This is a genomic window from Bradyrhizobium sp. SZCCHNRI3052, assembly GCF_032484895.1.
GTDB lineage: Bacteria > Pseudomonadota > Alphaproteobacteria > Rhizobiales > Xanthobacteraceae > Bradyrhizobium.
In genome coordinates, this window is record NZ_JAUETW010000009.1 from 170,215 (window position 1) to 194,298 (window position 24,084).

The 24,084-nt window shown below is 66.1% G+C and carries 22 protein-coding genes; 18 read left to right on the top strand and 4 right to left on the bottom strand.

The window, feature by feature from the left end:
- Positions 1-203 precede the first annotated feature (203 nt).
- The 7 genes from QW887_RS23805 (at position 204) to QW887_RS23835 (ending at position 7,052) form a co-directional block, all read left to right on the top strand.
- The gene (locus tag QW887_RS23805; RefSeq protein ID WP_315751179.1) at positions 204-815 is read left to right on the top strand and encodes a sigma-70 family RNA polymerase sigma factor; all 612 of its coding nucleotides are present in this window, start codon (positions 204-206) and stop codon (positions 813-815) included.
- 368 nt (positions 816-1,183) lie between these two features.
- Positions 1,184-2,590, top strand: a complete 1,407-nt coding sequence (locus tag QW887_RS23810; RefSeq protein WP_316195088.1) for a cytochrome ubiquinol oxidase subunit I — start codon at positions 1,184-1,186, stop codon at positions 2,588-2,590.
- A complete protein-coding gene (cydB, locus tag QW887_RS23815) occupies positions 2,587-3,597 on the top strand; it encodes a cytochrome d ubiquinol oxidase subunit II (RefSeq protein ID WP_315751177.1) in 1,011 nt (336 codons plus the stop codon). Before QW887_RS23810 ends, cydB begins: the two co-directional genes overlap by 4 nt.
- Positions 3,597-3,722, top strand: a complete 126-nt coding sequence (locus tag QW887_RS23820) for a DUF2474 family protein (RefSeq protein ID WP_315827939.1) — start codon at positions 3,597-3,599, stop codon at positions 3,720-3,722. The genes cydB and QW887_RS23820 overlap by 1 nt, the downstream gene beginning before the upstream one ends.
- A 112-nt stretch (positions 3,723-3,834) precedes the next feature.
- Positions 3,835-4,428 carry a L,D-transpeptidase gene (locus tag QW887_RS23825; RefSeq protein WP_315717095.1) on the top strand — a complete coding sequence of 198 codons (594 nt, stop codon included), beginning with the start codon at positions 3,835-3,837 and terminating at the stop codon, positions 4,426-4,428.
- 66 nt (positions 4,429-4,494) lie between these two features.
- Positions 4,495-5,532, top strand: a complete 1,038-nt coding sequence (locus tag QW887_RS23830) for an amino acid ABC transporter substrate-binding protein (RefSeq protein WP_315767758.1) — start codon at positions 4,495-4,497, stop codon at positions 5,530-5,532.
- A gap of 1,064 nt (positions 5,533-6,596) precedes the next feature.
- On the top strand, positions 6,597-7,052 hold the full coding sequence (locus tag QW887_RS23835; RefSeq protein WP_316165816.1) for a fasciclin domain-containing protein: 456 nt from the start codon (positions 6,597-6,599) through the stop codon (positions 7,050-7,052).
- A 207-nt stretch (positions 7,053-7,259) separates the two neighbouring features.
- Here QW887_RS23835 and QW887_RS23840 read toward each other — a convergent pair whose 3' ends face one another.
- Both QW887_RS23840 and QW887_RS23845 read right to left on the bottom strand, forming a co-directional pair.
- Positions 7,260-8,399, bottom strand: coding sequence for an acyl-CoA dehydrogenase family protein (locus QW887_RS23840; RefSeq protein WP_316195090.1), 1,140 nt, complete (start codon positions 8,397-8,399; stop codon positions 7,260-7,262).
- Between the two features lie 152 nt (positions 8,400-8,551).
- The gene (locus QW887_RS23845) at positions 8,552-9,736 is read right to left on the bottom strand and encodes an acyl-CoA dehydrogenase family protein (protein ID WP_315717091.1); all 1,185 of its coding nucleotides are present in this window, start codon (positions 9,734-9,736) and stop codon (positions 8,552-8,554) included.
- Positions 9,737-9,889: 153 nt separating this feature from the next.
- Here QW887_RS23845 and QW887_RS23850 point away from each other — a divergent pair, with 153 nt between their 5' ends.
- Positions 9,890-10,435, top strand: coding sequence for a carboxymuconolactone decarboxylase family protein (locus QW887_RS23850; protein WP_315751173.1), 546 nt, complete (start codon positions 9,890-9,892; stop codon positions 10,433-10,435).
- Between the two features lie 303 nt (positions 10,436-10,738).
- Here the strand turns inward: QW887_RS23850 and QW887_RS23855 are convergent, their stop codons facing one another.
- The gene (locus QW887_RS23855; RefSeq protein ID WP_315751172.1) at positions 10,739-11,956 is read right to left on the bottom strand and encodes an MFS transporter; all 1,218 of its coding nucleotides are present in this window, start codon (positions 11,954-11,956) and stop codon (positions 10,739-10,741) included.
- 210 nt (positions 11,957-12,166) lie between these two features.
- Here QW887_RS23855 and QW887_RS23860 point away from each other — a divergent pair, with 210 nt between their 5' ends.
- Positions 12,167-14,233: a prolyl oligopeptidase family serine peptidase gene (locus QW887_RS23860; protein WP_316195093.1), complete on the top strand. Its 2,067-nt coding sequence runs from the start codon at positions 12,167-12,169 to the stop codon at positions 14,231-14,233.
- 120 nt (positions 14,234-14,353) lie between these two features.
- On the opposite strand, the gene QW887_RS23865 is transcribed toward QW887_RS23860, so the two are convergent.
- The gene (locus QW887_RS23865; RefSeq protein ID WP_316171986.1) at positions 14,354-15,031 is read right to left on the bottom strand and encodes a DUF938 domain-containing protein; all 678 of its coding nucleotides are present in this window, start codon (positions 15,029-15,031) and stop codon (positions 14,354-14,356) included.
- 189 nt (positions 15,032-15,220) lie between these two features.
- Between QW887_RS23865 and soxX the strand changes: the two genes are divergently transcribed.
- The 9 genes from soxX (at position 15,221) to QW887_RS23910 (ending at position 24,080) form a co-directional block, all read left to right on the top strand.
- Entirely contained in the window at positions 15,221-15,514 is a 294-nt protein-coding gene (gene soxX, locus QW887_RS23870; RefSeq protein WP_315717170.1) for a sulfur oxidation c-type cytochrome SoxX, read from the top strand.
- A gap of 18 nt (positions 15,515-15,532) precedes the next feature.
- A complete protein-coding gene (gene soxY / locus QW887_RS23875) occupies positions 15,533-16,027 on the top strand; it encodes a thiosulfate oxidation carrier protein SoxY (protein ID WP_315717085.1) in 495 nt (164 codons plus the stop codon).
- A gap of 15 nt (positions 16,028-16,042) precedes the next feature.
- A complete protein-coding gene (gene soxZ, locus QW887_RS23880; protein WP_315827933.1) occupies positions 16,043-16,354 on the top strand; it encodes a thiosulfate oxidation carrier complex protein SoxZ in 312 nt (103 codons plus the stop codon).
- Positions 16,351-17,199, top strand: coding sequence for a sulfur oxidation c-type cytochrome SoxA (gene soxA, locus QW887_RS23885; protein WP_316195096.1), 849 nt, complete (start codon positions 16,351-16,353; stop codon positions 17,197-17,199). Before soxZ ends, soxA begins: the two co-directional genes overlap by 4 nt.
- A gap of 23 nt (positions 17,200-17,222) precedes the next feature.
- Positions 17,223-17,525, top strand: coding sequence for a hypothetical protein (locus QW887_RS23890; protein WP_409977916.1), 303 nt, complete (start codon positions 17,223-17,225; stop codon positions 17,523-17,525).
- A 137-nt stretch (positions 17,526-17,662) separates the two neighbouring features.
- Positions 17,663-19,411 carry a thiosulfohydrolase SoxB gene (gene soxB / locus QW887_RS23895; protein WP_316187886.1) on the top strand — a complete coding sequence of 583 codons (1,749 nt, stop codon included), beginning with the start codon at positions 17,663-17,665 and terminating at the stop codon, positions 19,409-19,411.
- A 105-nt stretch (positions 19,412-19,516) separates the two neighbouring features.
- On the top strand, positions 19,517-20,554 hold the full coding sequence (locus tag QW887_RS23900; RefSeq protein ID WP_315827930.1) for an MBL fold metallo-hydrolase: 1,038 nt from the start codon (positions 19,517-19,519) through the stop codon (positions 20,552-20,554).
- 416 nt (positions 20,555-20,970) lie between these two features.
- Complete coding sequence (locus QW887_RS23905) at positions 20,971-22,188, top strand: MFS transporter (RefSeq protein ID WP_316187888.1); 1,218 nt, start codon at positions 20,971-20,973, stop codon at positions 22,186-22,188.
- Between the two features lie 176 nt (positions 22,189-22,364).
- Positions 22,365-24,080 (top strand): N-acyl-D-amino-acid deacylase family protein, encoded by a 1,716-nt coding sequence (locus QW887_RS23910; RefSeq protein ID WP_316187889.1) that lies wholly within the window; start codon positions 22,365-22,367, stop codon positions 24,078-24,080.
- Positions 24,081-24,084: the final 4 nt, after the last annotated feature.

Consider the following 24,084-nt stretch of genomic DNA (forward strand, 5'->3'; position numbering starts at 1 on the left):
GCCTCTGTACCCGCATTCCGTTCCGCTTTTTGGAATTGGGCACAATTCCGCCACGACTGTTTCGCGATGTGCGGCGCGACGAAACATTTCCGCAGGCGCACGAAACCATTTTCCTGTTTTCGTGCAGACGTCCCGAAACGGGCACTCCTTAACAATCCATCCCGTCGAAACGCCGCAAGGGGGCGGCGGAACGGGAGAGTGCCATGCAGAACGTCGTTGCCATCAATTCCGCAGCCAGCCAGGGCATCATCGCCGCCCAGGCGACCACGGACGACATGCTCCTGGAGAGCATTGCCGATGGCGATCGCACCGCGATGCACACGCTTTATGCGCGTCACAATGTGCGGGTCTATCGCTTCATCCTGCGCATCGTCCGCGACACCACGATCGCCGAGGACCTCGTCAGCCAGGTGTTCCTGGACGTCTGGCGCACCGCCAAGCAGTTCGAGGGCCGCTCGCAGGTCTCGACCTGGCTGCTGTCAATCGCCCGCTTCAAGGCGCTGACCGCGCTGCGCCAGCGCCGCTTCGAGGACATCGACCAGGACGAGGTGCGCGAGATCGCCGACGACTCCGACACCCCGGAGACCTCGCTCGAGCGCTCCACCACCAGCGCCATCCTGCGCGCCTGCGTCGCCAAGCTGTCGCCGGCGCATCGCGAGATCATCACCCTGATCTACTACCATGAGAAGTCGGTGGAGGAGGTCGGGCAGATCATCGGCATTCCGCAGAGCACGGTGAAGACGCGCATGTTCTATGCCCGCAAGCACCTGGCCGAGCTCCTGCGCTGTGCCGGCGTCCACAGCCTCGCCGCCTGACCAAGCTTCATTCTCGTCGGGGCTGCGGTCCCGGCGGGTTCCAAAGACGACGACGCACGAAAATCGCCGAACGAAACAATTGAAACAATCGGCGAAATCACCTGGAAAATTTCCGCCGCTAGAACGTTATCCATCAGCCGAGCCTCAGTCCCCCAGCTGATCTCGGTTTGGAGCGAGCAAATTCAAGGATACCTCCACCTTCCAAGGTTGCTCCGAAGACCCGGCGGATGCCCCCGCCGGGTCTTCGTCGTTTGGGACCGCTCACCCCGCCAATAGGGCGATTTGACCATTTGATATCGCGCGTTGCCGGTGCAATCTTCCGTCATGGGGCGGTGCTACAAGCCCCACGGCAATGACGGACGGTGCTGATGTTCGGTTTGGATGCGGTTGAGCTGGCGCGCGCGCAGTTCGCCTTCACGGTCACCTTCCACATCATCTTCCCCGCCTTCTCGATCGGGCTCGCGTCCTACCTCGCCGTGCTCGAGGCGCTGTGGCTGTGGACCGGCCGCGACGTCTATCTCAACGTCTTCAATTACTGGCTCAAGATCTTCGCCATCGCGTTTGCCATGGGTGTCGTCTCCGGCATCGTGATGTCCTACCAGTTCGGCACCAACTGGTCGGTCTATTCCGACAAGGTCGGACCGGTGATCGGACCACTGATGGCCTATGAAGTGCTGACGGCGTTCTTCCTCGAGGCCGGCTTTCTCGGCGTCATGCTGTTCGGCCTGAAGCGCGTCGGCCCGAAGCTGCATTTCCTGGCCACCCTGATGGTCGCCGTGGGCACGCTGATCTCGGCATTCTGGATTCTCTCGGCCAATTCCTGGATGCAGACGCCGGCGGGCTATGCCGTCAACGCCGACGGCCAGTTCGTCTCGGTCGACTGGCTCGCAGTCATCTTCAATCCGTCCTTCCCCTACCGCCTCGTGCACATGGTGCTGGCGGCCTATCTCACCACCTCGCTCGTGGTCGGCGCGGTCGGCGCCTGGCATCTGCTGCGCAATCCGCATCTGCCGGGCCCGCGCGTGATGTTCTCGATGGCGATGTGGATGGCGGCGCTGGTGGCGCCGCTGCAGATCCTGGTCGGCGATCAGCACGGCCTCAACACGCTCGAACACCAGCCGGTGAAGATCATGGCCATGGAAGGCCATTTCGAGAGCCACAAGGACGGCGCGCCGCTATACCTGTTCGGCTGGCCCGACCAGGCCAAGGGCGAACTGAAATGGGCGCTCGGGATCCCCAAGTTCGGCTCGCTGATCCTCAAGCACCAGATCGACGCGCCGATGGCCGGGCTCGACACCGTGCCGCGGCAGGACTGGCCGCCGGTGCCGATCACCTTCTGGTCGTTCCGCATCATGGTCGGCCTGGGCCTGCTGATGCTGGCGCTCGGCCTGTTCAGCCTGTGGGAGCGCTGGCGCGGGCGGCTGTACATCAATCGCGGCCTGCACCACTTCGCGATTGCGATGGGACCTGCGGGATTCATGGCCGTCATGGCCGGCTGGATCACCACCGAGACCGGCCGGCAGCCGTTCACCGTATACGGGCTGCTGCGCACCACCGATTCCGTTTCGCCGCTCGCGGCCCCAGCCGTGGGTGCCTCGCTGCTCGCCTTCATCATCGTGTATTTCATCATCTTCGCTGCCGGCGTGTTGTACATCCTGCGCCTGATGGCCGAGCCGCCGCATCCCGGCGAGCCGGGCCCGAGCAGCGAGCAGCCGGTGCGCACCGCCGGCATCACGCCGGCCGCCGGCGTCGTGCAGGGAGTGGTCGGATCATGAGCGTCGCCATCGATCTCGCCACCCTCTGGGCCTTCATCATCGCGCTTGCCGTGTTCATCTACGTCGTGATGGACGGCTTCGATCTCGGCCTCGGCATCCTCTTCCCGCTGTTTCCAGGCAAGCAGGACCGCGACGTCATCACCAACACCGTGGCGCCGGTGTGGGACGGCAACGAGACCTGGCTGGTGCTCGGCGGCGGTGGCCTGATGGCCGCGTTCCCGCTCGCTTATTCCATCCTGATGCCGGCGCTGTATGCGCCGCTGATCGCGATGCTGGTCGGCCTGATCTTCCGCGGCGTCGCCTTCGAATTCCGCTGGCGCACCCGCGCCACACGCAATCTGTGGGACATCGCCTTTGCCGGCGGGTCATGGGTCGCGGCGCTCGCGCAGGGCATCGCGCTCGGCGCCATCCTGCAGGGCGTGCATGTCGAGGGCCGGCACTATGCCGGCGGCTGGTGGGACTGGCTGACGCCGTTCAGCCTCCTCACCGGCGTCTCGCTCGTGGTCGGCTACGCGCTGCTCGGCGCAACCTGGCTGATCCTGAAGACAGAGGGCGACCTGCGCGACAAGGCCTATCGCATCAGCTGGGTCCTGCTGTTCGCGATGCTGCTCGCCATCGCCGCCGTCAGTCTGTGGACGCCGCTGCTCACGATCCAATATTCGGACCGCTGGTTCAGGTGGCCGGCGATCATTCTCACCGCGCCGGTGCCGCTCGCCGTCGTCGGCGTCACCGTGCTGATGATGAAGAACCTCGCCCAGAGGCACGATAGCTGGCCGTTCTTTCTCGCACTCGCGCTGTTCTTCCTCTCCTACGCGGGCCTCGGCATCAGCATGTATCCCTACGTCGTGCCGCAGAGCATCACGATCTGGCAGGCGGCAGCACCCGAACGCAGCCAACTGATCATGCTGCCCGGCGTGCTGGTACTGGTGCCGCTGATCCTCGGCTACACCGGCTGGGCCTATTGGGTGTTTCGCGGCAAGGTCGGGCACGACAGCGGCTATCATTGATGCCCGCTCCCGAGCCCGCGTCCCTCGCGAAGCGCCTCGCCTGGTTCGTTGCGCTCTGGCTCGCCGGCGTGGCGACCGTCGGCGCAGTGGCCTTCCTGCTGCGGCTCTGGATGAAGCTCGGATGACAACGGGGTGCGCCCTGCGCTCACCTTGACTTTGCTGCGAATATGCTCCTGAAATTTGACGGGTGGATTTGATCGGGCAAGCTTCGCAGGGGTCCGTTGAGGAGAGCTTTGAATGCCGAGTTTCCGTCGCCTGCTTTGTGCGGCCAGCGCCATCATCGCGCTGGCGCTGTCCACATCGCATAGTTTTGCCCAGTCCGAGGACCCCGGCGATCAGCCCGGTCTCGTCGCCGATGACGGCTACGAGCTCGATCCCGAATGGCGCAAGCAGGTGGTCTATTTCCGCACCACCGAGCCGCCGGGCACCATCATCGTGTCCACCGCCGAACGCCACCTCTATCTGGTGCAGCCGGGCGGACGTGCCATCCGCTACGGCATCGGCGTCGGCCGTGACGGCTTCCAGTGGCAGGGGCTGCTGTCGATCACCAAGAAGGCCGAGTGGCCGGATTGGACGCCGCCGCCGGAGATGATCCAGCGCCAGCCCTATCTGCCGCGCTTCATGGCCGGCGGCCCCGGCAATCCCTTGGGCGCGCGCGCGATGTATCTGGGCACCACCGTGTACCGCATCCACGGCACCAACCAGCCCTGGACGATCGGCAGCAAGATTTCCTCCGGCTGCTTCCGGCTGGTGAATGCCGATGTCGCCGACCTGTTCGACCGCGTGCCGGTCGGCACCAAGGTCGTGGTGCGGCAGAAGCCGGAACTGTGACGCCGGCGCCCGCCGCCGGACATTCAGCCATCGCTTTGTCCTGACATTTTCTGAAAGAGATTCACCATGCGCACTTTCCGAGGCGGCCTGCTGATCGGGCTCGCCGTCGCCGTCCTCGTCGCGGCGCTCGCCGTCACCTATGAGATGTACGACACCCGCACCTTGAAGCGGACCATCCGCCGCGGCGAGGTGTTGTGCGGCGTCAATGCCGGGCTGCCCGGCTTCTCGATTCCCGACGACAAGGGCAATTGGAGCGGTTTCGACGTCGACTTCTGCCGCGCCGTCGCGGCCGCGATCTTCGACGATCCGAAGAAGGCGAAGTTCGTGCCGCTCGACGCCAACGAGCGCTTCAAGGAGCTGCAGAGCCGCAAGGTCGACATCCTGTCGCGCAACACCACCTGGTCGATGGCGCGCGAGCAGAACTACGACCTGTATTTCCCGGCGGTCGCCTATTACGACGGCCAGGGCTTCATGGTGCCGCGGTCGCGCAAGCTGGAGACCGCGCTCGACCTCAACGGCAGCAAGGTCTGCGTGCAGGATTCCACCACCAACGCGCTCAACCTCGGCGACTATTTCCGCACCAACAACATGAAGTACGAGGAGGTGAAGTTTCCCAAGCTCGACGACGTCATCAAGGCGTATGACAGTGGCAAGTGCGACACCTTCACCGCCGACGTCTCGCAGCTCTACGCGCTGCGCCTGACGCTGTCGAAGCCCGGCGATCACGACATCCTGCCCGACCTGATCTCCAAGGAGCCGCTCGCGCCCGTGGTGCGCCAGCGCGACGACGACTGGATGATGATCGTGAAGTGGACGCTGTACGCGATGATCAATGCCGAGGAACTCGGCGTCACCTCCAAGAACATCGACGAGGCGCTGAAGTCGAAGAAGCCGGACGTGATGCGGCTGGTCGGCAACGAGGGCAGCTACGGCCAGGACCTCGGCCTGACCAAGGACTGGGCCGCGCGCGTGATCCGTCACGTCGGCAATTACGGCGAGGTCTATGAGCGCAACGTCGGCAGCGAGTCGAAGCTGAAGATCCCGCGCGGCATGAACCAGCTGTGGAACGCCGGCGGCGTCCAGTACGCGCCGCCGATCAGGTAGGACGCCGGTCGGAATTGTCGGCTTCGCTTCGACGGGTCTCACACCTCTCGCGACACGAACGGTGCACCCTCTCTCCTTGTGGGAGAGGGTGGTTTCGATGCGCAGCATCGAAACCGGGTGAGGGGTTGCCACGAACTCAGACCTGCATTTGCCGCACCAGGCCCTTACCCAAGCAAGCTTGGAGTTGGCTTCTGTGTAGCCCTCTCCCACAAGGGGAGAGGCGCATTCATATGCACCGCGAGGGCTGATTTTCCGGTGCTTAGAGCAGAACAAACATCATCATCCCCGCGACGTCTTCCGCGCCCGAGCTCTGCAAATTCTCCACCCTCCGAAAATCGAGGGCGCAGGGAAGGCCAGGTGCCGACTGGCACCTGCGGCCCGCCTGCGTAAAAAAATGCAGGCGGCAGAACCACAGGCTCAGCCGGGACAACCCGGCCTTCCCTGCGCGATGGTGTTAACGCTTATGGCGCGCTCTCCTCGGTGTCCGGCTTGTTAGCCACCGTCGCCGCCCGGGATCATCCCCCGTCGACTTGACGCCAGCATCGGGGCGCCAGGACCACGCGCTTTCACGTCCGCATCGCCATCGTTCGTCGGCGCGATCACTCGCGCTGCGATCCGATGCGTCCATCGCGTCACTGGCCCACGTTTCGTAACGATCGCGAAGCGTCCCTCTTGCGGGCCGTGACGGCGGGGAATGTGCGGCTGATTTGCCCGACGAGACAACGCCCGTCGGGTTGCGACAAAATGGCCCGACGGGCACTGCGGATGCTCCCGCAAAGCAATTAGTCCCGCGGATTCATGGCTCTCGCGCGATCTGCCCGGGAGGCTCGGGGAGCCGCTCACGAGTTCGTGAACTCATTCTCAAATCCAGCCAATCGCAGCGATCGTAACGAGCCTGACCAATCCGGTCGGGTGATGCGCCCCTGCACAACAGGGAGAACAAGGGGGACCGAAATCCCTTTGCGCATCAGCCAACTCATCAGTTCAGTTCACAGGGAAAAACTCGAATGACGCTGGGATTCCGTTCGTTCGTGGCCGGCGCGTTGATGCTGGGCGCGCTCTCCATGTCAGCAGTCGCGGCACGTGCCGCCGATATCGTCGACACCGCCGTCGGCGCCGGTCAGTTCAAGACGCTCGTCGCCGCCGCCAAGGCCGCAGGTGTCGTGCCGGTGCTGAAGAGCAAGGGTCCCTTCACCGTATTCGCACCGACCGACGCGGCGTTCGCCGCGCTGCCGCCGGGCACCGTCGAGGATCTGCTCAAGCCGAAGAACAAGGGCAAGCTCGCCGCGATCCTGAAGTATCACGTGATCCCCGGCGCGGTGAAGGCCGGCGACGTCGCCGGCAAGAAGCTGAGCGTGAAGACGGCGCAAGGCCAGCCGGTGGCCGTCGACGGCACCTTCTTCGGCGTGCAGGTCAACGACGCGCATGTGGTGCAGGCCGACGTCATGGCCTCGAACGGCGTCATCCACGTCATCGACAAGGTGCTGCTGCCACCGGCCAAGACCGCGATGCATCATTGATCGAATGAGAGCGCGCCATCGGTGATGGCGCGCTCTTTTTCTGCGAAGTCTGCTGTTGCCGTCGATAGTCACCCCGCGAAGGCGGGGTACCCAGTACACTGCGGCTTCTCGGTCAATCACAACTCTCTCGGTGTACTGGATCGTCCACCTTCGCGGACGATGACTGCTGAGCGTGTGGAGTCGGCGGGTGCCGACAAGCGGCCTTGCTTAGTACCCCCTGAGCTGAGCCAGCTGCGCTGCGTGATAGTTCGCATCGCCGAGCAGCTCCTCACAGACGCGGGCGCGCTTCATGAAGAAGCCGATGTCGAACTGGTCGGTCATGCCCATGCCGCCATGCATCTGCACGCCCTCCTGCACCGCGCGGGTCGCGGTCGCGCCCGCGCGGGCCTTGGCGACGGCCACGGCGGCCGTCGCGCCGGCGGAATCGGCGTCGAGCGTCTGCAGCGCCTTCAGCACCGCGGCGCGGGTGATCTCGATCTCGATATAGAGCTGCGCGGCACGGTGCTGCAGCGCCTGGAATTCGCCGATGGCCTTGCCAAACTGCTTGCGTTCCTTGAGATAGGCAACGGTGCGGCCGAACACCTCCTCGCTCAGTCCCACCATCTCTGAGGCAACCGCGCCCCGGCCGAGATCGAGTACGGCGCTGAGCGTGGCAGCGCCACCATCGACCTCGCCGAGCACGTGATCCGCGGTGACCTCGACGTTGTCGAGCGTGACCCGCGCGGCGTTGTGCGCGTCGACCATGATGGTGCGTTCGATCGCCACGCCCTTGGCCTTGGGATCGACCAGGAACAGCGTGAGGCCATCGCGATCGCCAGGCGAGCCCGCACTGCGCGCGACGACGAGCAGGAGATCAGCGACATGGCCGTCGACCACCATCGCCTTGGCGCCGTTCAGTTTGAAGCCGTTGCCGGAGCGCACGGCCTGCAGGGCGGTGTGCAAAGGACGATGCTTGGCGCCTTCGTCGAGCGCCAGCGCGGCGAGCAGCGCGCCGCTGGCGATCTTCGGCAGATACTCGGACTTCTGCGCCGCCGAGCCGGCGCGGGCGAGCGCCGAGGCTGACAGCACCGACGTCGCCAGAAACGGCGACGGCATCAAGGTGCGGCCGATTTCCTCCATCACGACGCCGGCTTCGACCGCGCCGAGGCCGGAGCCGCCGTGCTCCTCCGGCACGAGCAGTCCGGCAAAGCCCATCTCGGCGAAGGTGGCCCAGAGCTGGCGCGAGAAGCCGGTCGCGTCGCGATCATCGCGCAGCTTGCGTAGGTGCGCGATCGGTGCGTGATCGCTGATGAGGCCGCGCGCGCTGTCGCGCAGCATGGATTGTTCTTCGGTGAGGAGGAGAGGCATGGGAGATCCCGTTGCAACGATGGCAATCAATTTTGGTCTTGTCATTCCGGGATGGCCCGAAGGGCCAGGCCCGGAATCCATACTCACGATCGTGGTTATGGATTCCGGGCTCGCCGCGTCGCGGCGCCCCGGAATGACGGCGTGGGTGCGAACTACGCCCCCGGCAGATCGAGGATGCGCTTGGCGACGATGCCGAGCATGACCTCGGAGGTGCCGCCTTCGATCGAGTTGGCCTTGGTGCGCAGCCAGGCGCGGGGACGCGCGCCTTCGTGGGAGCGCTCACTCTCCCATTCGAGCGCGTCGATGCCGCCGGCCGCCATCAGCAGCTCGTGGCGACGCTTGTTGAGCTCGGTGCCGTAGTACTTCATCGCCGACGAGAACGCCGGATGCCCCTGTCCCGCCTTGGCGAGATCGACCATGCGCTCGGCGGCGGCGGCAAGCGCGGCCTCGTCGACGTCGAAGGTCGCGATGTCCGCACGTAAGAGCGCGTCGTCGAGCCGCCCCTGCGCATCGCTGCCGACGGAATCCGCCGCGACCTGGCCGAGCGGCCGGCTGCCGCCGCGCTCGCCCATGCCGGAAATCATCGCGCGCTCGTGCTGCAGCAGGTACTTCGCAACGTCCCAACCACGGTTGACGGTACCCAGCACGTTCGCCTTGGGCACGCGGACATTGTCGAAGAAGGTCTCGCAGAATGGCGAGCGGCCGGAGATCAGGAGGATCGGCTTGGTCGACACACCCTTCGACGTCATGTCGAACAGGATGAAGCTGATGCCGTCATGCTTCTTCGCCGCCGGATCGGTGCGCACCAGGCAGAAGATCCAGTCGGCGTAGTTGGCATAGGAGGTCCAGATCTTCTGGCCGTTGATGATGTAGTCGTCGCCGTCGCTTTCGGCCCGCGTCTGCAAGGAGGCGAGATCGGAGCCGGCGTTCGGCTCGGAATAGCCCTGGCACCAGCGGATGAGACCGGCGGTGATCTTCGGCAGGTGCTCGCGCTTCTGGTCGTCCGTGCCGTATTTCAGCAGCGCCGGCCCGAGCATTGAGATGCCGAACGAGGTGATCGGCGCGCGCGCCCCGATCGCCGCCATTTCCTGGCGCACGATCTTGGCCTCCTCGCCGTCGAGACCGCCGCCGCCATATTCCCTGGGCCAGTGCGGTACGGTCCAGCCCTTGTCGCGCATGCGCTCGAACCAGACGCGCTGCGGCTCAGAGGAGAATTTTGCATTGCGGCCGCCCCAGAACGTGTCCTCCTCGGAGGTCATCGGCCGGCGCATTTCCGGCGGGCAATTGGCCTCCAGCCAGGCCCTGGTTTCGCGGCGGAATGTGTCGAGATCGGCCATGCCAAGTCCTCACGCGTTTCCATGATTGCTGTCTTTGAAACGACCTAACCTCAGCCCGTCAGGGAATTCAACATCGATGTCGCCGCGGGCGCCCTCGCCTTGCCAGGCGTTCTATGGTCATGATGCCACCGCGTGAAATACGAGGAAACGAACATGCGCCTGAAACTTCTTTCGCCTGGCGAAATGAGCGCCGACCAGCGCCAGACCTATGACGAGTCGATCGCCAGCAAGCGCGGCTCGCCGCCGCCGCCGATGATGGCCTGGCTGAACAGCCCGGAGATGGCGCGGCACGCGACGCGGCTCGGCGCCTTCCTGCGCTACGACACGGTGTTTCCGGCAGCACTCTCGGAGATCGCGATCCTGGTGACGGCGCGGCATTGGACCGCGCATTACGAATGGTACGCGCATAAGCGTCTGGCGCTGGCCGGCGGGCTCGACCTGGAGATCATCGAGGACATCCGCGACCGTCGCACGCCGGAATTCTCCGATCCCAAGGCACAGATGATCTACGACGTCGCCAAGTCGCTGCATGAGGGCCATGGACTGACGGATGCGCTCTACAAGGAAGCGATCGCGCTGCTCGGCGAACGCGGCCTGGTCGAGATCATCGGCCTGTGCGGCTACTACACGATGGTGTCGATGACGCTGAACGCGTTCGAGTTCGACCTGCCGGAGGGCGAGGTGTCGGAGTTGAAGTGAGAAGCGCGTGAGCTGCGATGCGCCGCTGTCGCCACGATGCCGGTGCACTCCCCTCCCCCTTGCGGGGAGGGGTCGGGGGTGGGGGTCTCCGGGCGCTGCGCGAAGTGAGGTGCGACCTTATCAATCTGCACTGCTATCGGCTCTCAAGGCTGGGCATCCACCGCTCGGCCGAGCGAGAGACTTTGATCCTTGTAATCTGAGAGAGCACGGTTCGTGGACCCCCACCCCCGCCCCCTCCCCGCAAGGGGGAGGGGAGCGCACCGTGGGTGCGGCGCGACCTCGTTACTACTACGCCCGTTTTAGTCAGCCCGCCGCTGCCTCGCGCCGCTTCGACGACCACACCAGTGCAAGCACGCACAATCCCAGCAGCACCGGCGGGAACACCACGAGGTTCACCGCCGACCAGCCGAAATTGGCGAGCAGTTGGCCCGAGGAGAACGAGCCCAGCGCCATCAGGCCGAAGATCAGGAAATCGTTGAACGCCTGCACCTTGTTGCGCTCGGCGGATGTATGTGTCTCCAGCACCAGCGCGGAGGCGCCGACGAAGCCGAAATTCCAGCCGACGCCGAGCATGACCAGGGTGGCCCAGAAGTGCATCGCGGTCAGGCCCGACAAGCCGATGACGGCAGCGACCGCTTCAAGCCCCAGGCCCACCGCGACGATGGCAGGCGCACCAAAGCGCGCGATCAGCGATCCCGTGAAGAAGCTCGGGCCGTACATCGCCACGATGTGCCATTGCAGGCCGAAATTGGAATCCGACACGGTGAGCCCGCACATCTGCATCGCCAAAGGTGCCGAGGTCATCACCAGGTTCATCACCGGATAGGCGATGGTGCCACACAGGGCAGCTGCGATGAAGCGCGGCTGGCGCACGATCTCGGACAGCGGCCGGCCGCCATGGAGATCGGCAGCTTCAGGCTTCGGCAGATCGACGCCGGCGACGATCCCCATCGCGACCAGCGCGACCGCCGCCTGGACCAGATAGCTGAATGCGAACAGATAGGGTTGCCAGACGTCCATGGTCCATTGCACGAGCTGTGGACCGAGCAGACCGGCGAAGATGCCGCCCGCCATCACCCACGACACCGCCTTGGGCCGGAACGTCGCGCTGGCGCCATCGGCCGCCGCGAAGCGATAGGATTGCGCGACGGCGCCATAGACGCCGCCGAGGAACGTCGCCAGGCAGAACAGTGCGAACGAGCCGCGCAAGATGGCGAGGCAGCCGAGCACGCCGGTGACGGCGCCGCAGCCGGTACCGATCAGGAAGGCCGCCCGGCGGCCATAGCGGCGCGAGATCGCGCCGGTCGGCAAGGTGCCGGCGGCGAGGCCAACGACGTACATCGAGATCGGTACCGTCGCGAGCCCGATGTTCGGGGCAATGGTGACACCGACGATCGCGCCGGTGGCGAAGATCACGGCCGAGTTGGCGCCGGTCAGCGCCTGGGCGGCCGCGAGCCGCGCCACGTTACGGCGAGCGCGGGCATCATCGGAGGTGTCTTCGCTCACGGTCAGATCGATCATCTCAGGTATCCGGAGGCGTGGCACGCACGCTCCCGCCTTGCTGGTTCAGCCGCACTATTGCGGGAAGCGCGCGCCCGAGGCAACGGGCGCGAACGGAGACAAGCCATGCGGCAGCGAACGCGCCACGGAGCGTGATTCGACACTCCCGACCTGCCCGGCTAATCAAGCCGGCTGTATTCTCGCGTCAACGGCGCCCGCGGAGCTTGAGCCATGTCAATCGACGATCGTCCGACCATCGCGGCGCCCGATGACGATCCGTATCTGTGGCTCGAGGAGATCGACGGCGAGCGCGCGCTCGCCTTCGTCGCGGCGCAGAACCAGCGCACGCTCGCCGCGTTCGGCGATGCGGCCTTCGAACGCGACCGCGACACGCTGGCCGCCATCTTGGATCGGCCGGACAACGTCCCGTTCGTCAGCCGCCGCGGCGGGCTGCTGTACAATCAATGGAAGGACGCGGCGCATCCGCGCGGCTTGTGGCGGCGCACGACGATGGCGGAGTTCCGCAAGGCGCAACCGCAATGGGAGGACCTGCTCGACATCGACCGACTCGCTGCCGACGAAGGCGAGGACTGGGCGCTGAACGGGGTCTCGAGCCTGCCGCCGGCGCATGAGCGCGCCGTCCTGAGCCTGTCGCGGGGCGGCAGCGACGCCGTGGTGCTGCGCGAGTTCGACATCGCGACGAAGCGCTTCCTGACGGGCGGCTTCACGCTCTCGGAGGCCAAGGGCGGCGCCGCCTGGCTCGATGCCGACACCCTGCTGCTGGCGAGCGCGTTCGGCGTGGGCATGGCGACGCCGTCGGGCTACGCGCGGACGGTGCGGCGCTGGCGGCGCGGCCAGCCGGTCGAGCAGGCGGAGGTGATCTTCGCCGCCGAAGGCAGTCAGTCGACATGGGTGCATGTCGGTGTCGATCGCAGCGTCGCGCCGGCGCGGGTGTGGTTTGCCGAGGGCATCGACTTCTTCAACCAATATCTATGGCTCGGTGACGGCGGCGGGGCGCGGACCAGGCTCGACCTGCCGACCGACTGCTGGATGTCAGCGCATGGCGACTGGATGGCCATCAAGCTGCGCCAGCCCTGGACCGTCGGCGAGGTCACCCATCCCGCAGATGTGGTGCTCGGTCTCCAGCTCTCAGCATTCCTTGCCGGGCGCCGCGATTTCACCCGCGTGTTCGAGCCCGCGCCGCGACGCGCGCTGCAGGGCCTGTCCTGGGCCGGCGACCGGCTGGTGCTGTCGATCCTCGACGAGCTCAGGGCAAGGTTCGAGGTGTGGACGCCGTCACCGGGGGAGTGGAGCTGCGAGCGGCTTCCCGGCCTGCCGGAGATCGCGACGGTGGACGTCTGGCGTCTCGACACCGACGAGGCCGAAAGCAACGGCGACCTGCTCGCCAACATCCAGGATCCGCTGACGCCGCCGTCGCTGCTACTGATCGAGGGCTTGGCCGCGCCGATCGTGCTGAAGCAGGCGCCTCGCACCTTCAGCGCCGAGGGGCACGTCGTCACGCGACACGAGGCGATCTCGGTGGATGGCGAGCGTATTCCCTACACCCAGACCGGGCCGGCCGAGCTGACAGGCGACGCGCCGGTGCATATGAGCGCCTATGGCGGCTTCGGTCACACGCTCCGTCCGGCCTACAATGCGGCGCTGGGCAAGCTGTGGCTCGAGCGTGGCGGCACGCTCGTGGAGGCCAACATCCGCGGCGGCGGCGAGTTCGGCACCGCCTGGCACGACGCCGGCCGCTATGCGGGCAAGCGGCTCGCGCATGATGATTTCGCCGCGGTCGCCGCCGACCTCGTCCGCCGCGGCGTGACGGTGCCGAAGCGCATCGCGGCGCAAGGCGGCTCCAATGGCGGCATCCTGATCACCAACATGCTGGTGCGCTACCCCGAGCACTTCGGCGCCTTGTTCTGCACCATCCCGCTGATCGACATGCGCCGCTACACCAAGCTGCTCGCCGGCGCGAGCTGGATCGCCGAATATGGCGATCCCGACAGCGACCAGGATTGGAGCTGGTTGTCGACCTACTCGGCCTATCACACCGCAACGCCCGGCCAGCCCTATCCGCCGATCCTGATCGCGACCACGCGGCGCGACGACCGCGTCCATCCCGGCCACGCGCGCAAGATGACCGCCAAGCTGCAGGCCATGGGCTACGACGCCTGGTTCTACGAACCCGCCGCCGGCGGCCATGGCTACGGCACCGACAACCGTGAGCGCGCCAGCTTCATCACGCTGGGCACGCGGTTTCTGGCGCGGCATGTCGGGCTGGAGGCGAAGTGAGCGGCCCATCTTCCGTCATTGCGAGGAGCGAAGCGACGAAGCAATCCAGAGTCCCAACGCGACCCTGGATTGCTTCGCTTCGCTCGCAATGACGGAGATCGGCGAGGCGCCGTCGCAAACCTACGAAGTCCGACCGAACACCAGGATCATGTTGTTGGCGGGCATTTCCATCGTCTCGCGCAAGGCGAGCCCGTGGCGCGCGGCGAGCGCCTCGAGGTCGGTGATGTCGCGCACGCCCCAGTCCGGATTGCGCTCGCGCAGCGACGTATCGAACACGGCATTGCTGACCGCCGTGTGCTTGCCGTCGCGCTTGAACGGGCCGTAGAGCACCAGTGCGCCGTCCGCCGACAGCGCCTGCCCGGCGCCGGCGAACAATCCCTCCGCCACCGACCACGGCGCGATGTGAATCACGTTGGCGCAGAAGATCGCGGCGAGCTGCGACGGCCCGCCCGCGGCGCGGAACGCCGCCGGCCAGCCGGGATCTGACAGGTCGATGCGCTGGGCATCACGGATGTTGGACAACCCGGCATGGCTGCGCCAAGCCGCAATGCTGGCGAGGTGGTTGGCGTTGAGATCGCTCGGCCACCACGTCAGGTCCGGGCGCTGCGAGGCGAAATGCACGACGTGCTGGCCGGTGCCGCTGCCGGCCTCCAGCACGTCGCCGGTCTTGCCCGCCAGCAGCCGTTCCAGCACCGCCCAGATCGGCTGGTGGTTGCGGTGGAACGCGGCCGCGTCCAGCCGTCCGTCCGGTTCCACCGGCCGACCGTCCCGGCCGAACTCCACGACATATTCCGCCATGACCATTCTCCCGGCCGCCCCATGGACGGCCCTCGTTAACCGCGTTGCGGCGGCCACCATAGCTGCATTGTCAGCCGATGGTCTTTATGCTTTGCAGCGCCTATATTGCCGAGATCACCGAGACGTCGGAACTCCACCTTGATCACACCTGTCCTGCGTACCGCCCTGGCGATGGGGCTCTCGCTCGCCATGTCCATGGCCGCTCACGCCCAGTCCGGTGCCGTCGACGGCCAGAAGCTCGCCTTCGACCGCGGCAAGGGCAACTGCCTGACCTGCCACGAGATCAAGGGCGGCGACCTGCCGGGCTCGATCGGCCCGAAGCTGGAGAACCTCAAGGCGAGGTACGACCGCGCCGAGCTGATCGCGATTCTCAACGACGAGACCAGGCGCAATCCGCTGACGGTGATGCCGCCGTTCGGCCGCAACCGCATCCTGACCGAGCAGGAAATCAGCGCCATCGTCGACTTCCTGCAGACCCTCTGATTCCGTTTGGAGACCGCCATGACTGCCTCGTTCGGCCCGTTGGCCCACCGCCGCCTGTTCCTGAAGGGCGCCGGCCTCGTCGCGCTGATCGGCCTCGGCAACGCCGTGCTGCACGCGACCCCCGTGTTTGCCGCGACCAATGACAACAAATATCCGGAAGACGCCTTCAAGCAGAAGAATGCCGGCGACGCGGTCAAGGCGCTGTACGGCCGCGACCACGAAGCGTCCGACAAGATCAAGCTCGACGCGCCGGAGATCGCCGAGAACGGCGGCGTGGTGCCGATCGCGGTGACGACGTCGCTGCCGAACGTCACCTCGATCGCCTTCATCGTCAGCGAGAATCCGTTCGCGCTGGCGGCGTCGTACCACATCCCCGAGGGCACCGTGCCCGCGGTGGCGAACCGGCTCAAGATGGCCAAGACCTCCAACGTGATCGCGCTCGTCGAATCCGGCGGCAAGCTCTACAGCGCGACCAAGGAGGTCAAGGTCACCGTCGGCGGCTGCGGCGGCTAAGATCAGGAGATCATCATGGCATCGAGCATCCGCGTCCGCGCCGTCCTGAATGGCGACGTCGCCGAGGTCCAGACACTGATTCAGCACCCGATGGATACGGGCCTGGTCAAGGACGCCAAGGGCGAAGTGATCCCGGCGCACTACATCCAGCAGGTCACCTTCGTGCACAAGGACAAGACGGTGTTCCTGGCCGATTGGGGCACCGCGGTGTCGAAGGACCCCTATGTCAAATTCGCCTTCAAGGGCGCGGCCAAGGGCGACGAGCTCAAGGTGAGCTGGGTCGACAGCAAGGGCGCGACCGACAGCCTGACGGCGACGATCCAATGAGGGTGCCGCGCCTCGCGCTGACCGTGGCGGCCGCGCTCGCTCTCGGCGCCTGCGGCGCTGCGGCCGCGGACAAGCCGAACCCGGCCGCCGACGCCAAGGCGTTCCAGGATTACTTCGTCAAGAAGTTTCCGAAGGTGGCGTTCGACGATTTCGTCAACGGGCCGTATTCGATGAACGCCGACATGCGCAAGCAATGGGAGGAGAAGGAGCAGTTTCCGCCCTACGAGTTCGCGCTCGATGCCGGCAGGGAGATGTTCGCCAAGCCGTTCAAGAACGGCAAGACCTATGCCGACTGCTTCCCGAACGGCGGCATCGGCATCCGCCAGAACTATCCCTATTTCGACGACAAGGAAGGCAAGGTCATCACCCTCGAGCTGGCGCTGAACCGCTGCCGCGAGGCCAATGGCGAGCAGCCCTACTCCTACGTCAAGGACGAGATGGCATCGCTGACCGCCTACATGGCGTACACGTCGCGCGGCAAGCGCTTCGACATCAAGATCCCCGACGACCCGCGTGCGCTCGAGGCCTTCGAAAAGGGCAAGGAGTATTTCTACACCCGCCGCGGCCAGTTGAACTTCTCCTGCGCGAGCTGCCACGTGCAGAGCCCGGGGGAACGAATCCGCGCCGAGATCCTGGCGCCGGCGCTCGGCATCCTCAACGCGATGCCGATCTACCGCTCGGAATGGAGCGGCATGGGCACGATCAGCCGGCGCTTCGTCACCTGCAACAGCCAGACACGCGCCGTGCCGCTGGAGCCGCAATCGGACGAATACCGCAACCTCGAATATTACCTGTCCTACGTGTCGAACGGCCTGCCGGTTTCAGGACCTGGAGCACGGCCATGAAAAACGTCACGACAGCAAGCGTCATGAAAAAGATCGTGTTCGCCATGATGGTATCAGCGGTCGGCGCCGGCTCCGCGCGGGCCGCGTCGGAGGCCGACTATCTCGCGGCTGTCGCGGCGGCCGAGAGCGCCAACAAGGAAGCCGGACGTCTGCGCAACCAATGGACCGTGACCCAGGCCGCACTCACCGCTGCGAAGAAGGCAGCGGATTCCGGCAATTTCGATTCTGCGCTGAAGTCGGCGCAGGAGGCCGAGGCGCTCGCCAAGGCCTCGGTCGTCCAGGCCACCAGCGAGAAGCAGCGCTGGAAGGACATGGAGATCCGCTAGAGCATGATCCGGAGAAGTGGCAACCGGTTTTCCCTCGCGACGAACGCCGAAGGCGTTTGTGCGGAGATCATGCTCAAACAAAGGGATGGATCATGATGCGATTCCGTGGAATCGCATCATGATCTAGGACGCGAGCCATGATTCGGCGCCGGGACTTTCTGAAGGCATCAGTTGTCGCCACGCTCGCCGCGCCGGCGTTGCTGCGCAGCGCCCGCGCCGCTGACACCGTCAGCCTTTACGACATCGAGAAGTTCGGCAACGCGCGCATCCTGCACATCACGGACACGCACGCGCAGTTGCGGCCGCTGTTGTTCCGCGAGCCCAGCGTCAATCTCGGCATCGGCGAAATGTGGGGACGGCCGCCGCATCTGGTCGAGCGCGCCTTCCTCGACCGCTACGGCATCCGGCCCGACAGCGCCGAGGCCTATGCGTTCACCTCGTTCGAGTTCGAGAAGTACGCCGTCCGCTTCGGCCGGATGGGTGGATTCGCGCATCTGAAGACCCTGGTCGACAAGCTGCGCGCCGATGCCGGCGACCATCGCTCGGTGCTGCTCGATGGCGGCGACCTCTGGCAGGGCACCGGGCTCGCCAATGCGATGCGCGGCGCCGACATGGTGAGCGCCGCCAACCTGCTCGGCATCGACGCCATGACCGGGCATTGGGAGTTCACCTATGGCGAGGAGGCGCTGCGCACCAACCTCGCCCGCTTCAAGGGCGAATTCCTGGCGCAGAACGTGTTCCTGACGGAGGAGGCGGCGTTCAACGACGCCAAGGCGTTCGATCCCGGCTCCGGCCGCGTGTTCAAGCCGGCCACCATCAAGGAGATCGGCGGCGCCCGCATTGCCGTGATCGGCCAGGCCTTTCCCTACGTGCCGATCGCGCATCCGCGCCGCTTCACGCCGGACTGGACGTTCGGCATCCGCGAGGAGGAGCTGCAGAAGCTGGTCGATGGCCTCCGCGGCGCCGACAAGGTCGATGCCGTGATCCTGCTGTCGCATAACGGCATGGATGTCGACCTCAAGCTGGCGAGCCGCGTCACCGGCATCGACGTCATCCTCGGCGGCCATACCCATGACGCGGTTCCGCAGCCGGTCGCGGTCAGCAATTCCAAGGGCGCGACGCTCGTCACCAATGCCGGCTCCAACGGCAAATTCCTCGCCGTGCTCGATCTCGACGTCGGCAAGGGCCGCGTCGCCGATGTGCGCTACCGGCTGCTGCCCGTCTACTCGGAGCTGCTGAAGCCGGACCCGGCGATGCAGGCGCTGATCGATCAGACGCAGCAGCCGCAGGTCGCGGCCTGGAGCGAGAAGCTCGCGACGTCCGACCGGCTGCTTTACCGGCGCGGCAATTTCGAAGGCGCGACCGACGACCTGATCTGCGCGGCGCTGCGCCGCGAGCTCGATGCCGAGATCGCGCTGTCGCCCGGATTCCGCTGGGGCCCGACCTTGCTCGCGAACCAATCCATCCTGCTCGAGGACGTGCTGGCGCAGACCGCCATCACCTATCCCGAGACCTATGTGCAGCGGATGTCCGGCGCAGAGATCAAGGACGTGCTCGAGGACGTCTGCGACAACCTGTTCAACGCCGACCCCTATCTGCAGCAGGGCGGCGACATGGTGCGAACCGGAGGGCTATCCTACCGCTGCGCGCCCGCCGAGCCGATCGGCCGCCGCATCTCCGATCTCACGCTCGACGATGGCCGGCCGCTGGACGCCCGCAAGAGCTACAAGGTCGCCGGCTGGGCCTCGATGAACGCGCAGGACGGCAAGCCGGTGTGGGACGTGGTGGCCAACCACCTGCGCAACGGCCAACTGGTGCTGGTCGGAACGAACAAGGTCACGCTCTCGGGTGTCGACGGCAATCCCGGATTTGCATCGCAATCGTGACAGCGGATTGCGCGATGCAATCCGACCTACCGAGCGTTCGCCGCATTGGTGACATCGGGCCGGTCGTGCTAATGCCACGATGATCCAGATCGGAAGGAGGCGCTGATGATCTTCCGCCAATTGTTCGACAGCGTCTCCGGCACCTACAGCTACATCCTCGCCAGCCGCAGCGGCGGCGAGGCCGTCATCATCGATCCGGTGCTGGAGAAGGTCGAGCGCTATTGCCAGCTTTTGCGCGAGCTCGATTTGCGCCTGGTGAAGGCCGTCGACACCCACCTGCATGCGGATCACGTCACCGGCCTCGGCGCTTTGCGCGACCGAACCCATTGCGTCACCATCATGGGCGAGCAGACCAAGGCCGACGTGGTGGCGATGCGCGTCAGCGAGGGCGACCGGATCGCCATCGAGGGCATCAGCCTGGACGTGATGTACACGCCCGGGCACACTGACGATTCCTATAGTTTCTCGCTGGGCGACCGCGTCTTCACCGGCGACACGCTGCTGATCCGAGGGACCGGCCGCACCGATTTCCAGAACGGTGATGCGCGGCAGCAGTACGACTCCATCTTCAACAAGCTGCTGCGGCTGCCCGACGACACGCTGGTCTATCCCGCACACGACTACAAAGGCGACACCGTCTCCACGATCGGCGAGGAGCGCCGCTACAATCCGCGCCTGCAGGTCAAGTCGGTCGACGACTACGTCGCGCTAATGGCGAATCTGAAGTTGCCGAACCCGAAGATGATGGATGTCGCGGTGCCCGCCAACATGCGCGTCGGGCTGCATCAGGAGGAGTTGGCGAAGCGGGGCCTGTCGCTGTCGGCACGCGAGGCGATCGAGTGCCTGGGACGCCCCGACGTGCTGCTGGTCGATTTGCGCGAGGCCGCGGAGCGCGCCAAGCACGGCACGCTGTCCGGCGCACTGCACGCGCCCTATCCTGCGATCGAGGACAATCTCAAGCCGGGCGGCATGCTGCGCGAGGTCGCCGCCGCCACCGGCCGCCGCATCGTGTTCTTCTGCGCCTATGGCGAGCGCTCGGCGATGGCCGTGCAGACGGCGCAGGCGGCGGGGTTGGCGAATACGGCGCATATTGAAGGCGGGTTGGACGCGTGGAAGAAGGCCGGCGGGCCGGTGGTGCCGTAGGAGGTCACGCTCTCTCGCTGTCGTCCTGGGCAAGCCCGTTGACGCGAAGCGTCAGCGGGCGCCGACCCGGCCATACCGCGTGATCTCACTTGAGGCAGGCTGCCCGTTGCACGAGTCGCGCAACAAACGTCCGCCGGTGGTTATGGGTCCCTGCGTTCGCAGGGACGACACCGGTGTTGGAGCTGCCACCCTACATCTCCGCCCCACGTCATCTGGAACGTCATCCGCGGAGGGAAGCCGCCCCTCGGCCGCCGGCCATCCCGCGCAGGTGCCATGCGCGGGCGTTCATGGACAATGAACCGCATTACGATAGTGTGGCGTTGTGTCGCGCGCGCCCCTGATTTCGGGAGCATCGGCGGTTTGCCGGCAACGCGCCCTCCTTTCCATCGCTGACGCCGGGGGCCAACGGATCGACCATGGCTGACGTTCTCGCCGCACCGCAACATGCTCCGGTCCGGGCCGCCTCGCCGCTGCGCACATTGGCGCTGATCTCGCTGGCGCACTGGGTCAGCCATCTGCACATGCTGGTGCTGCCGATGCTGTTTCCCTACCTGAAGGAGAAGCTCGGCGTCGGCTACATCGAGCTCGGCTTTCCGCTCACCGTGTTCGCGGTCGTCTCGGCCCTGACCCAGGCGCCCGTCGGCTATCTGGTCGACCGCGCCGGTGCCCGCCGCATCCTGCTGATCGGCCTGACGCTCGGTGGCCTGTCGCTGGCGATGCTCGGCGTCTACCTGAGCTATGCCAGCCTTGTCGTCTCGGCGGTGCTGCTCGGCCTCGCCAACGCGGTCTACCATCCTTCCGACTACGCGCTGCTGGCCGCACACATGGACGAGAAGCGCATGGGCCGCGCGTTCGGTGTGCATACCTTCGCCGGCTATCTCGGCGGCGCCGTCGCGCCCGCCGTGATGGCGGCGCTGGTCACCACCGTCGGCGGCTCCGGCGCGCTGATCGCGGCCGGCCTGGTCGGACCGCTCGCCGCGCTGCTGCTGCTCGTCGGCAACGTGCCCGAGGTGCCGCCGCATCCGCATCACGCCAGCGCCGACGGCAGCAAGGTCAAACAGCCCAGCCTGCTGACGCCGATGCTGATGCTGCTGACCGTGTTCTTCATGCTGCTCAGCCTGTCCAACGCCGGCATCGCCAGCTTCGGCGTTGTCGCGCTCATGAACGGCTACGGCATCTCGTTCTCGACCGCCAACATCGCACTGACCGCGTTCCTCGGCGCCAGCGCCGTCGGCGTGCTCGCCGGCGGCCAGCTCGCCGACCGCATCCGCCATCACAACCTGGTCGCGGCCGTCGCCTATGCGATCAACGCCGTGCTGGTGCTGATGATCACTTTCATCAACCTGCCGACCGTGCTGCTCACGGCGATCATGCTGGTCGCGGGCTTCATGAGCGGCGTGATCGCGCCGTCGCGCGACATGCTGGTGCGCAACGCCGCCCCTCCGGGTGCCGCCGGCCGCGCCTTCGGCATCGTGTCGACCGGCTTCAACTTCGCCGGCGTGGTCAGCCCGCTGCTGTTCGGCTGGATCATGGACATGAACGCACCGCGCTGGGTGTTCGGCACCTCCGTCGTGTTCATGCTGCTGACGATCGTGCTCGCGTTCTTCACCGAGCCGAAGAAGGCCAAGGCGTAGCTGTTAGTCGCAACTATCAAGCTTATCGTCAAAGCGCCCGGACACAGGAGATGAGCGCAGTCCCCATGACTGCGGCGGTGGCTTCTCTCGCAACGCTGCCCCCACTTCCGGCGTGTTGACATCACCGTTCCCTGGCCGATGATGCGGCCAACAACAACACCCGGGGAAGACACGCCATGACGCAGCCAGATCTCGTGATCCGCGGCGGAACCATTGCCGATGGCTCGGGCGGCGAACTCTACGAAGCTGATGTGGCGATTGCGGACGGCTGCATCGTCGAGGTCGGCAAGGTCAACGCATCCGGCCGCGAGGAGATCGACGCACGCGGCAAACTCGTGACACCAGGCTTCGTCGACGTCCACACCCATTACGACGGCCAGGTGACCTGGAGCCATGACATCTCGCCGTCGTCGCAGAACGGCGTCACCACCGCGATCATGGGCAATTGCGGCGTCGGCTTCGCGCCGTGCCGGCCGGCCGATCATCAGCGGCTGATCCAGTTGATGGAGGGCGTCGAGGACATCCCCGAACCGGTGCTCGAAGCCGGCATTCCCTGGGAATGGGAGAGCTTTCCGGATTACATGGAGTGGCTCGGCAAGCGTGAATTCGATCTCGACATCGGCGCGCAGCTGCCGCATGCAGCGCTGCGCGTCTATGTCATGGGCGAGCGCGGCGCGCGCCGCGATCCGGCCACCGCCGACGACAACCGCGCCATGGCGGCGCTGGCACGCGATGCGGTCAAGGCCGGCGCGCTCGGCTTCTCGACCTCGCGCACGCTCAACCATCGGACATCGACCGGTGACTACACGCCGACGCTCAAGGCGGGCGAGGACGAGTTGACGACGATCGCGCAGGCCATGCACGGCGCCGGCCGCAGCGTGCTGCAATTCGTGCTCGACATCTCCACCATCCACGAAGACCTGCCGATGATGCTGCGCATCGCCGACACGACGAAATGCCCGATCTCGTTCTCGGTGACGCAGAACGACCGCGCGCCGCAACGCTGGCGGCAGACGCTGGCCGAAATCAACGCCGCCGCCGCGCGCGGCCTGTCGGTGACGGCGCAGATCGCGGCGCGCCCGGTTGGGCTGCTGCTTGGGCTGGAGTTGTCGCGCAACCCGCTGCAGACGCATCCGAGCTACCAGGCGATCGCGCATCTGCCGCTGGATGAGCGCGTCGCGCGGATGCGCGATCCGGCGCTGCGCGCGGCCATCCTAGGCGAGCAGGCCAGCGCGACCGACGACCCGCTGTTCTTCAAGCCGAACTACGACAAGATGTATCTGCTCGGCGATCCGCCGGACTATGAGCAGCCGCCGGCGCGGTCACTCGGCGCCCAGGCCCGCGCGCGCGGCTGTCGTCCCGAGGAACTGGCCTATGACGCGATGCTCACGGATGGCGGGCGCGGCATGCTCTACGTGCCGTTCCTCAACTATTCCGACGGCAATCTCGATGCCACCTACGAGATGCTGCGCGACCCGCGCAGCGTGCCCGGCCTCAGCGACGGCGGCGCGCATTGCGGCATCATCTGCGACGCCAGCTTCCCGACCTATCTGCTGACGCACTGGACCCGCGACCGCAGGCGCGGTGACAAGCTCTCCATTCCGTTCGTCGTCGCCGCGCAGTCGCGCAAGACCGCGCTCTCCGTCGGCCTCGACGATCGCGGCCTGCTCGCGCCAGGCTACAAGGCCGACGTGAACGTCATCGACTACGACCGGCTGCATCTGCATCCGCCGAAGGTGCACTACGACCTGCCGGTCGGCGGCCGCCGCCTGATGCAGGAGGTCGACGGCTATGAGGCGACGATCGTATCGGGCGTGGTGACACGCCGGCATGGCGAAGCCACCGGCGCACGGCCCGGGCGGCTGGTGAGGGGTGCGCGCCAGCTGAGCTGAGACG

Bases quoted from the DNA above. Each gene is read 5' to 3' on its own strand.
- QW887_RS23805 (WP_315751179.1), top strand. From the start codon at position 204: ATGCAGAACGTCGTTGCCATCAATTCCGCAGCCAGCCAGGGCATCATC.
- QW887_RS23810 (WP_316195088.1), top strand. From the start codon at position 1,184: ATGTTCGGTTTGGATGCGGTTGAGCTGGCGCGCGCGCAGTTCGCCTTC.
- cydB (WP_315751177.1), top strand. From the start codon at position 2,587: ATGAGCGTCGCCATCGATCTCGCCACCCTCTGGGCCTTCATCATCGCG.
- QW887_RS23820 (WP_315827939.1), top strand. From the start codon at position 3,597: ATGCCCGCTCCCGAGCCCGCGTCCCTCGCGAAGCGCCTCGCCTGGTTC.
- QW887_RS23825 (WP_315717095.1), top strand. From the start codon at position 3,835: ATGCCGAGTTTCCGTCGCCTGCTTTGTGCGGCCAGCGCCATCATCGCG.
- QW887_RS23830 (WP_315767758.1), top strand. From the start codon at position 4,495: ATGCGCACTTTCCGAGGCGGCCTGCTGATCGGGCTCGCCGTCGCCGTC.
- QW887_RS23835 (WP_316165816.1), top strand. From the start codon at position 6,597: ATGTCAGCAGTCGCGGCACGTGCCGCCGATATCGTCGACACCGCCGTC.
- QW887_RS23840 (WP_316195090.1), bottom strand. From the start codon at position 8,399: ATGCCTCTCCTCCTCACCGAAGAACAATCCATGCTGCGCGACAGCGCG.
- QW887_RS23845 (WP_315717091.1), bottom strand. From the start codon at position 9,736: ATGGCCGATCTCGACACATTCCGCCGCGAAACCAGGGCCTGGCTGGAG.
- QW887_RS23850 (WP_315751173.1), top strand. From the start codon at position 9,890: ATGCGCCTGAAACTTCTTTCGCCTGGCGAAATGAGCGCCGACCAGCGC.
- QW887_RS23855 (WP_315751172.1), bottom strand. From the start codon at position 11,956: ATGATCGATCTGACCGTGAGCGAAGACACCTCCGATGATGCCCGCGCT.
- QW887_RS23860 (WP_316195093.1), top strand. From the start codon at position 12,167: ATGTCAATCGACGATCGTCCGACCATCGCGGCGCCCGATGACGATCCG.
- QW887_RS23865 (WP_316171986.1), bottom strand. From the start codon at position 15,031: ATGGCGGAATATGTCGTGGAGTTCGGCCGGGACGGTCGGCCGGTGGAA.
- soxX (WP_315717170.1), top strand. From the start codon at position 15,221: ATGTCCATGGCCGCTCACGCCCAGTCCGGTGCCGTCGACGGCCAGAAG.
- soxY (WP_315717085.1), top strand. From the start codon at position 15,533: ATGACTGCCTCGTTCGGCCCGTTGGCCCACCGCCGCCTGTTCCTGAAG.
- soxZ (WP_315827933.1), top strand. From the start codon at position 16,043: ATGGCATCGAGCATCCGCGTCCGCGCCGTCCTGAATGGCGACGTCGCC.
- soxA (WP_316195096.1), top strand. From the start codon at position 16,351: ATGAGGGTGCCGCGCCTCGCGCTGACCGTGGCGGCCGCGCTCGCTCTC.
- QW887_RS23890 (WP_409977916.1), top strand. From the start codon at position 17,223: ATGAAAAAGATCGTGTTCGCCATGATGGTATCAGCGGTCGGCGCCGGC.
- soxB (WP_316187886.1), top strand. From the start codon at position 17,663: ATGATTCGGCGCCGGGACTTTCTGAAGGCATCAGTTGTCGCCACGCTC.
- QW887_RS23900 (WP_315827930.1), top strand. From the start codon at position 19,517: ATGATCTTCCGCCAATTGTTCGACAGCGTCTCCGGCACCTACAGCTAC.
- QW887_RS23905 (WP_316187888.1), top strand. From the start codon at position 20,971: ATGGCTGACGTTCTCGCCGCACCGCAACATGCTCCGGTCCGGGCCGCC.
- QW887_RS23910 (WP_316187889.1), top strand. From the start codon at position 22,365: ATGACGCAGCCAGATCTCGTGATCCGCGGCGGAACCATTGCCGATGGC.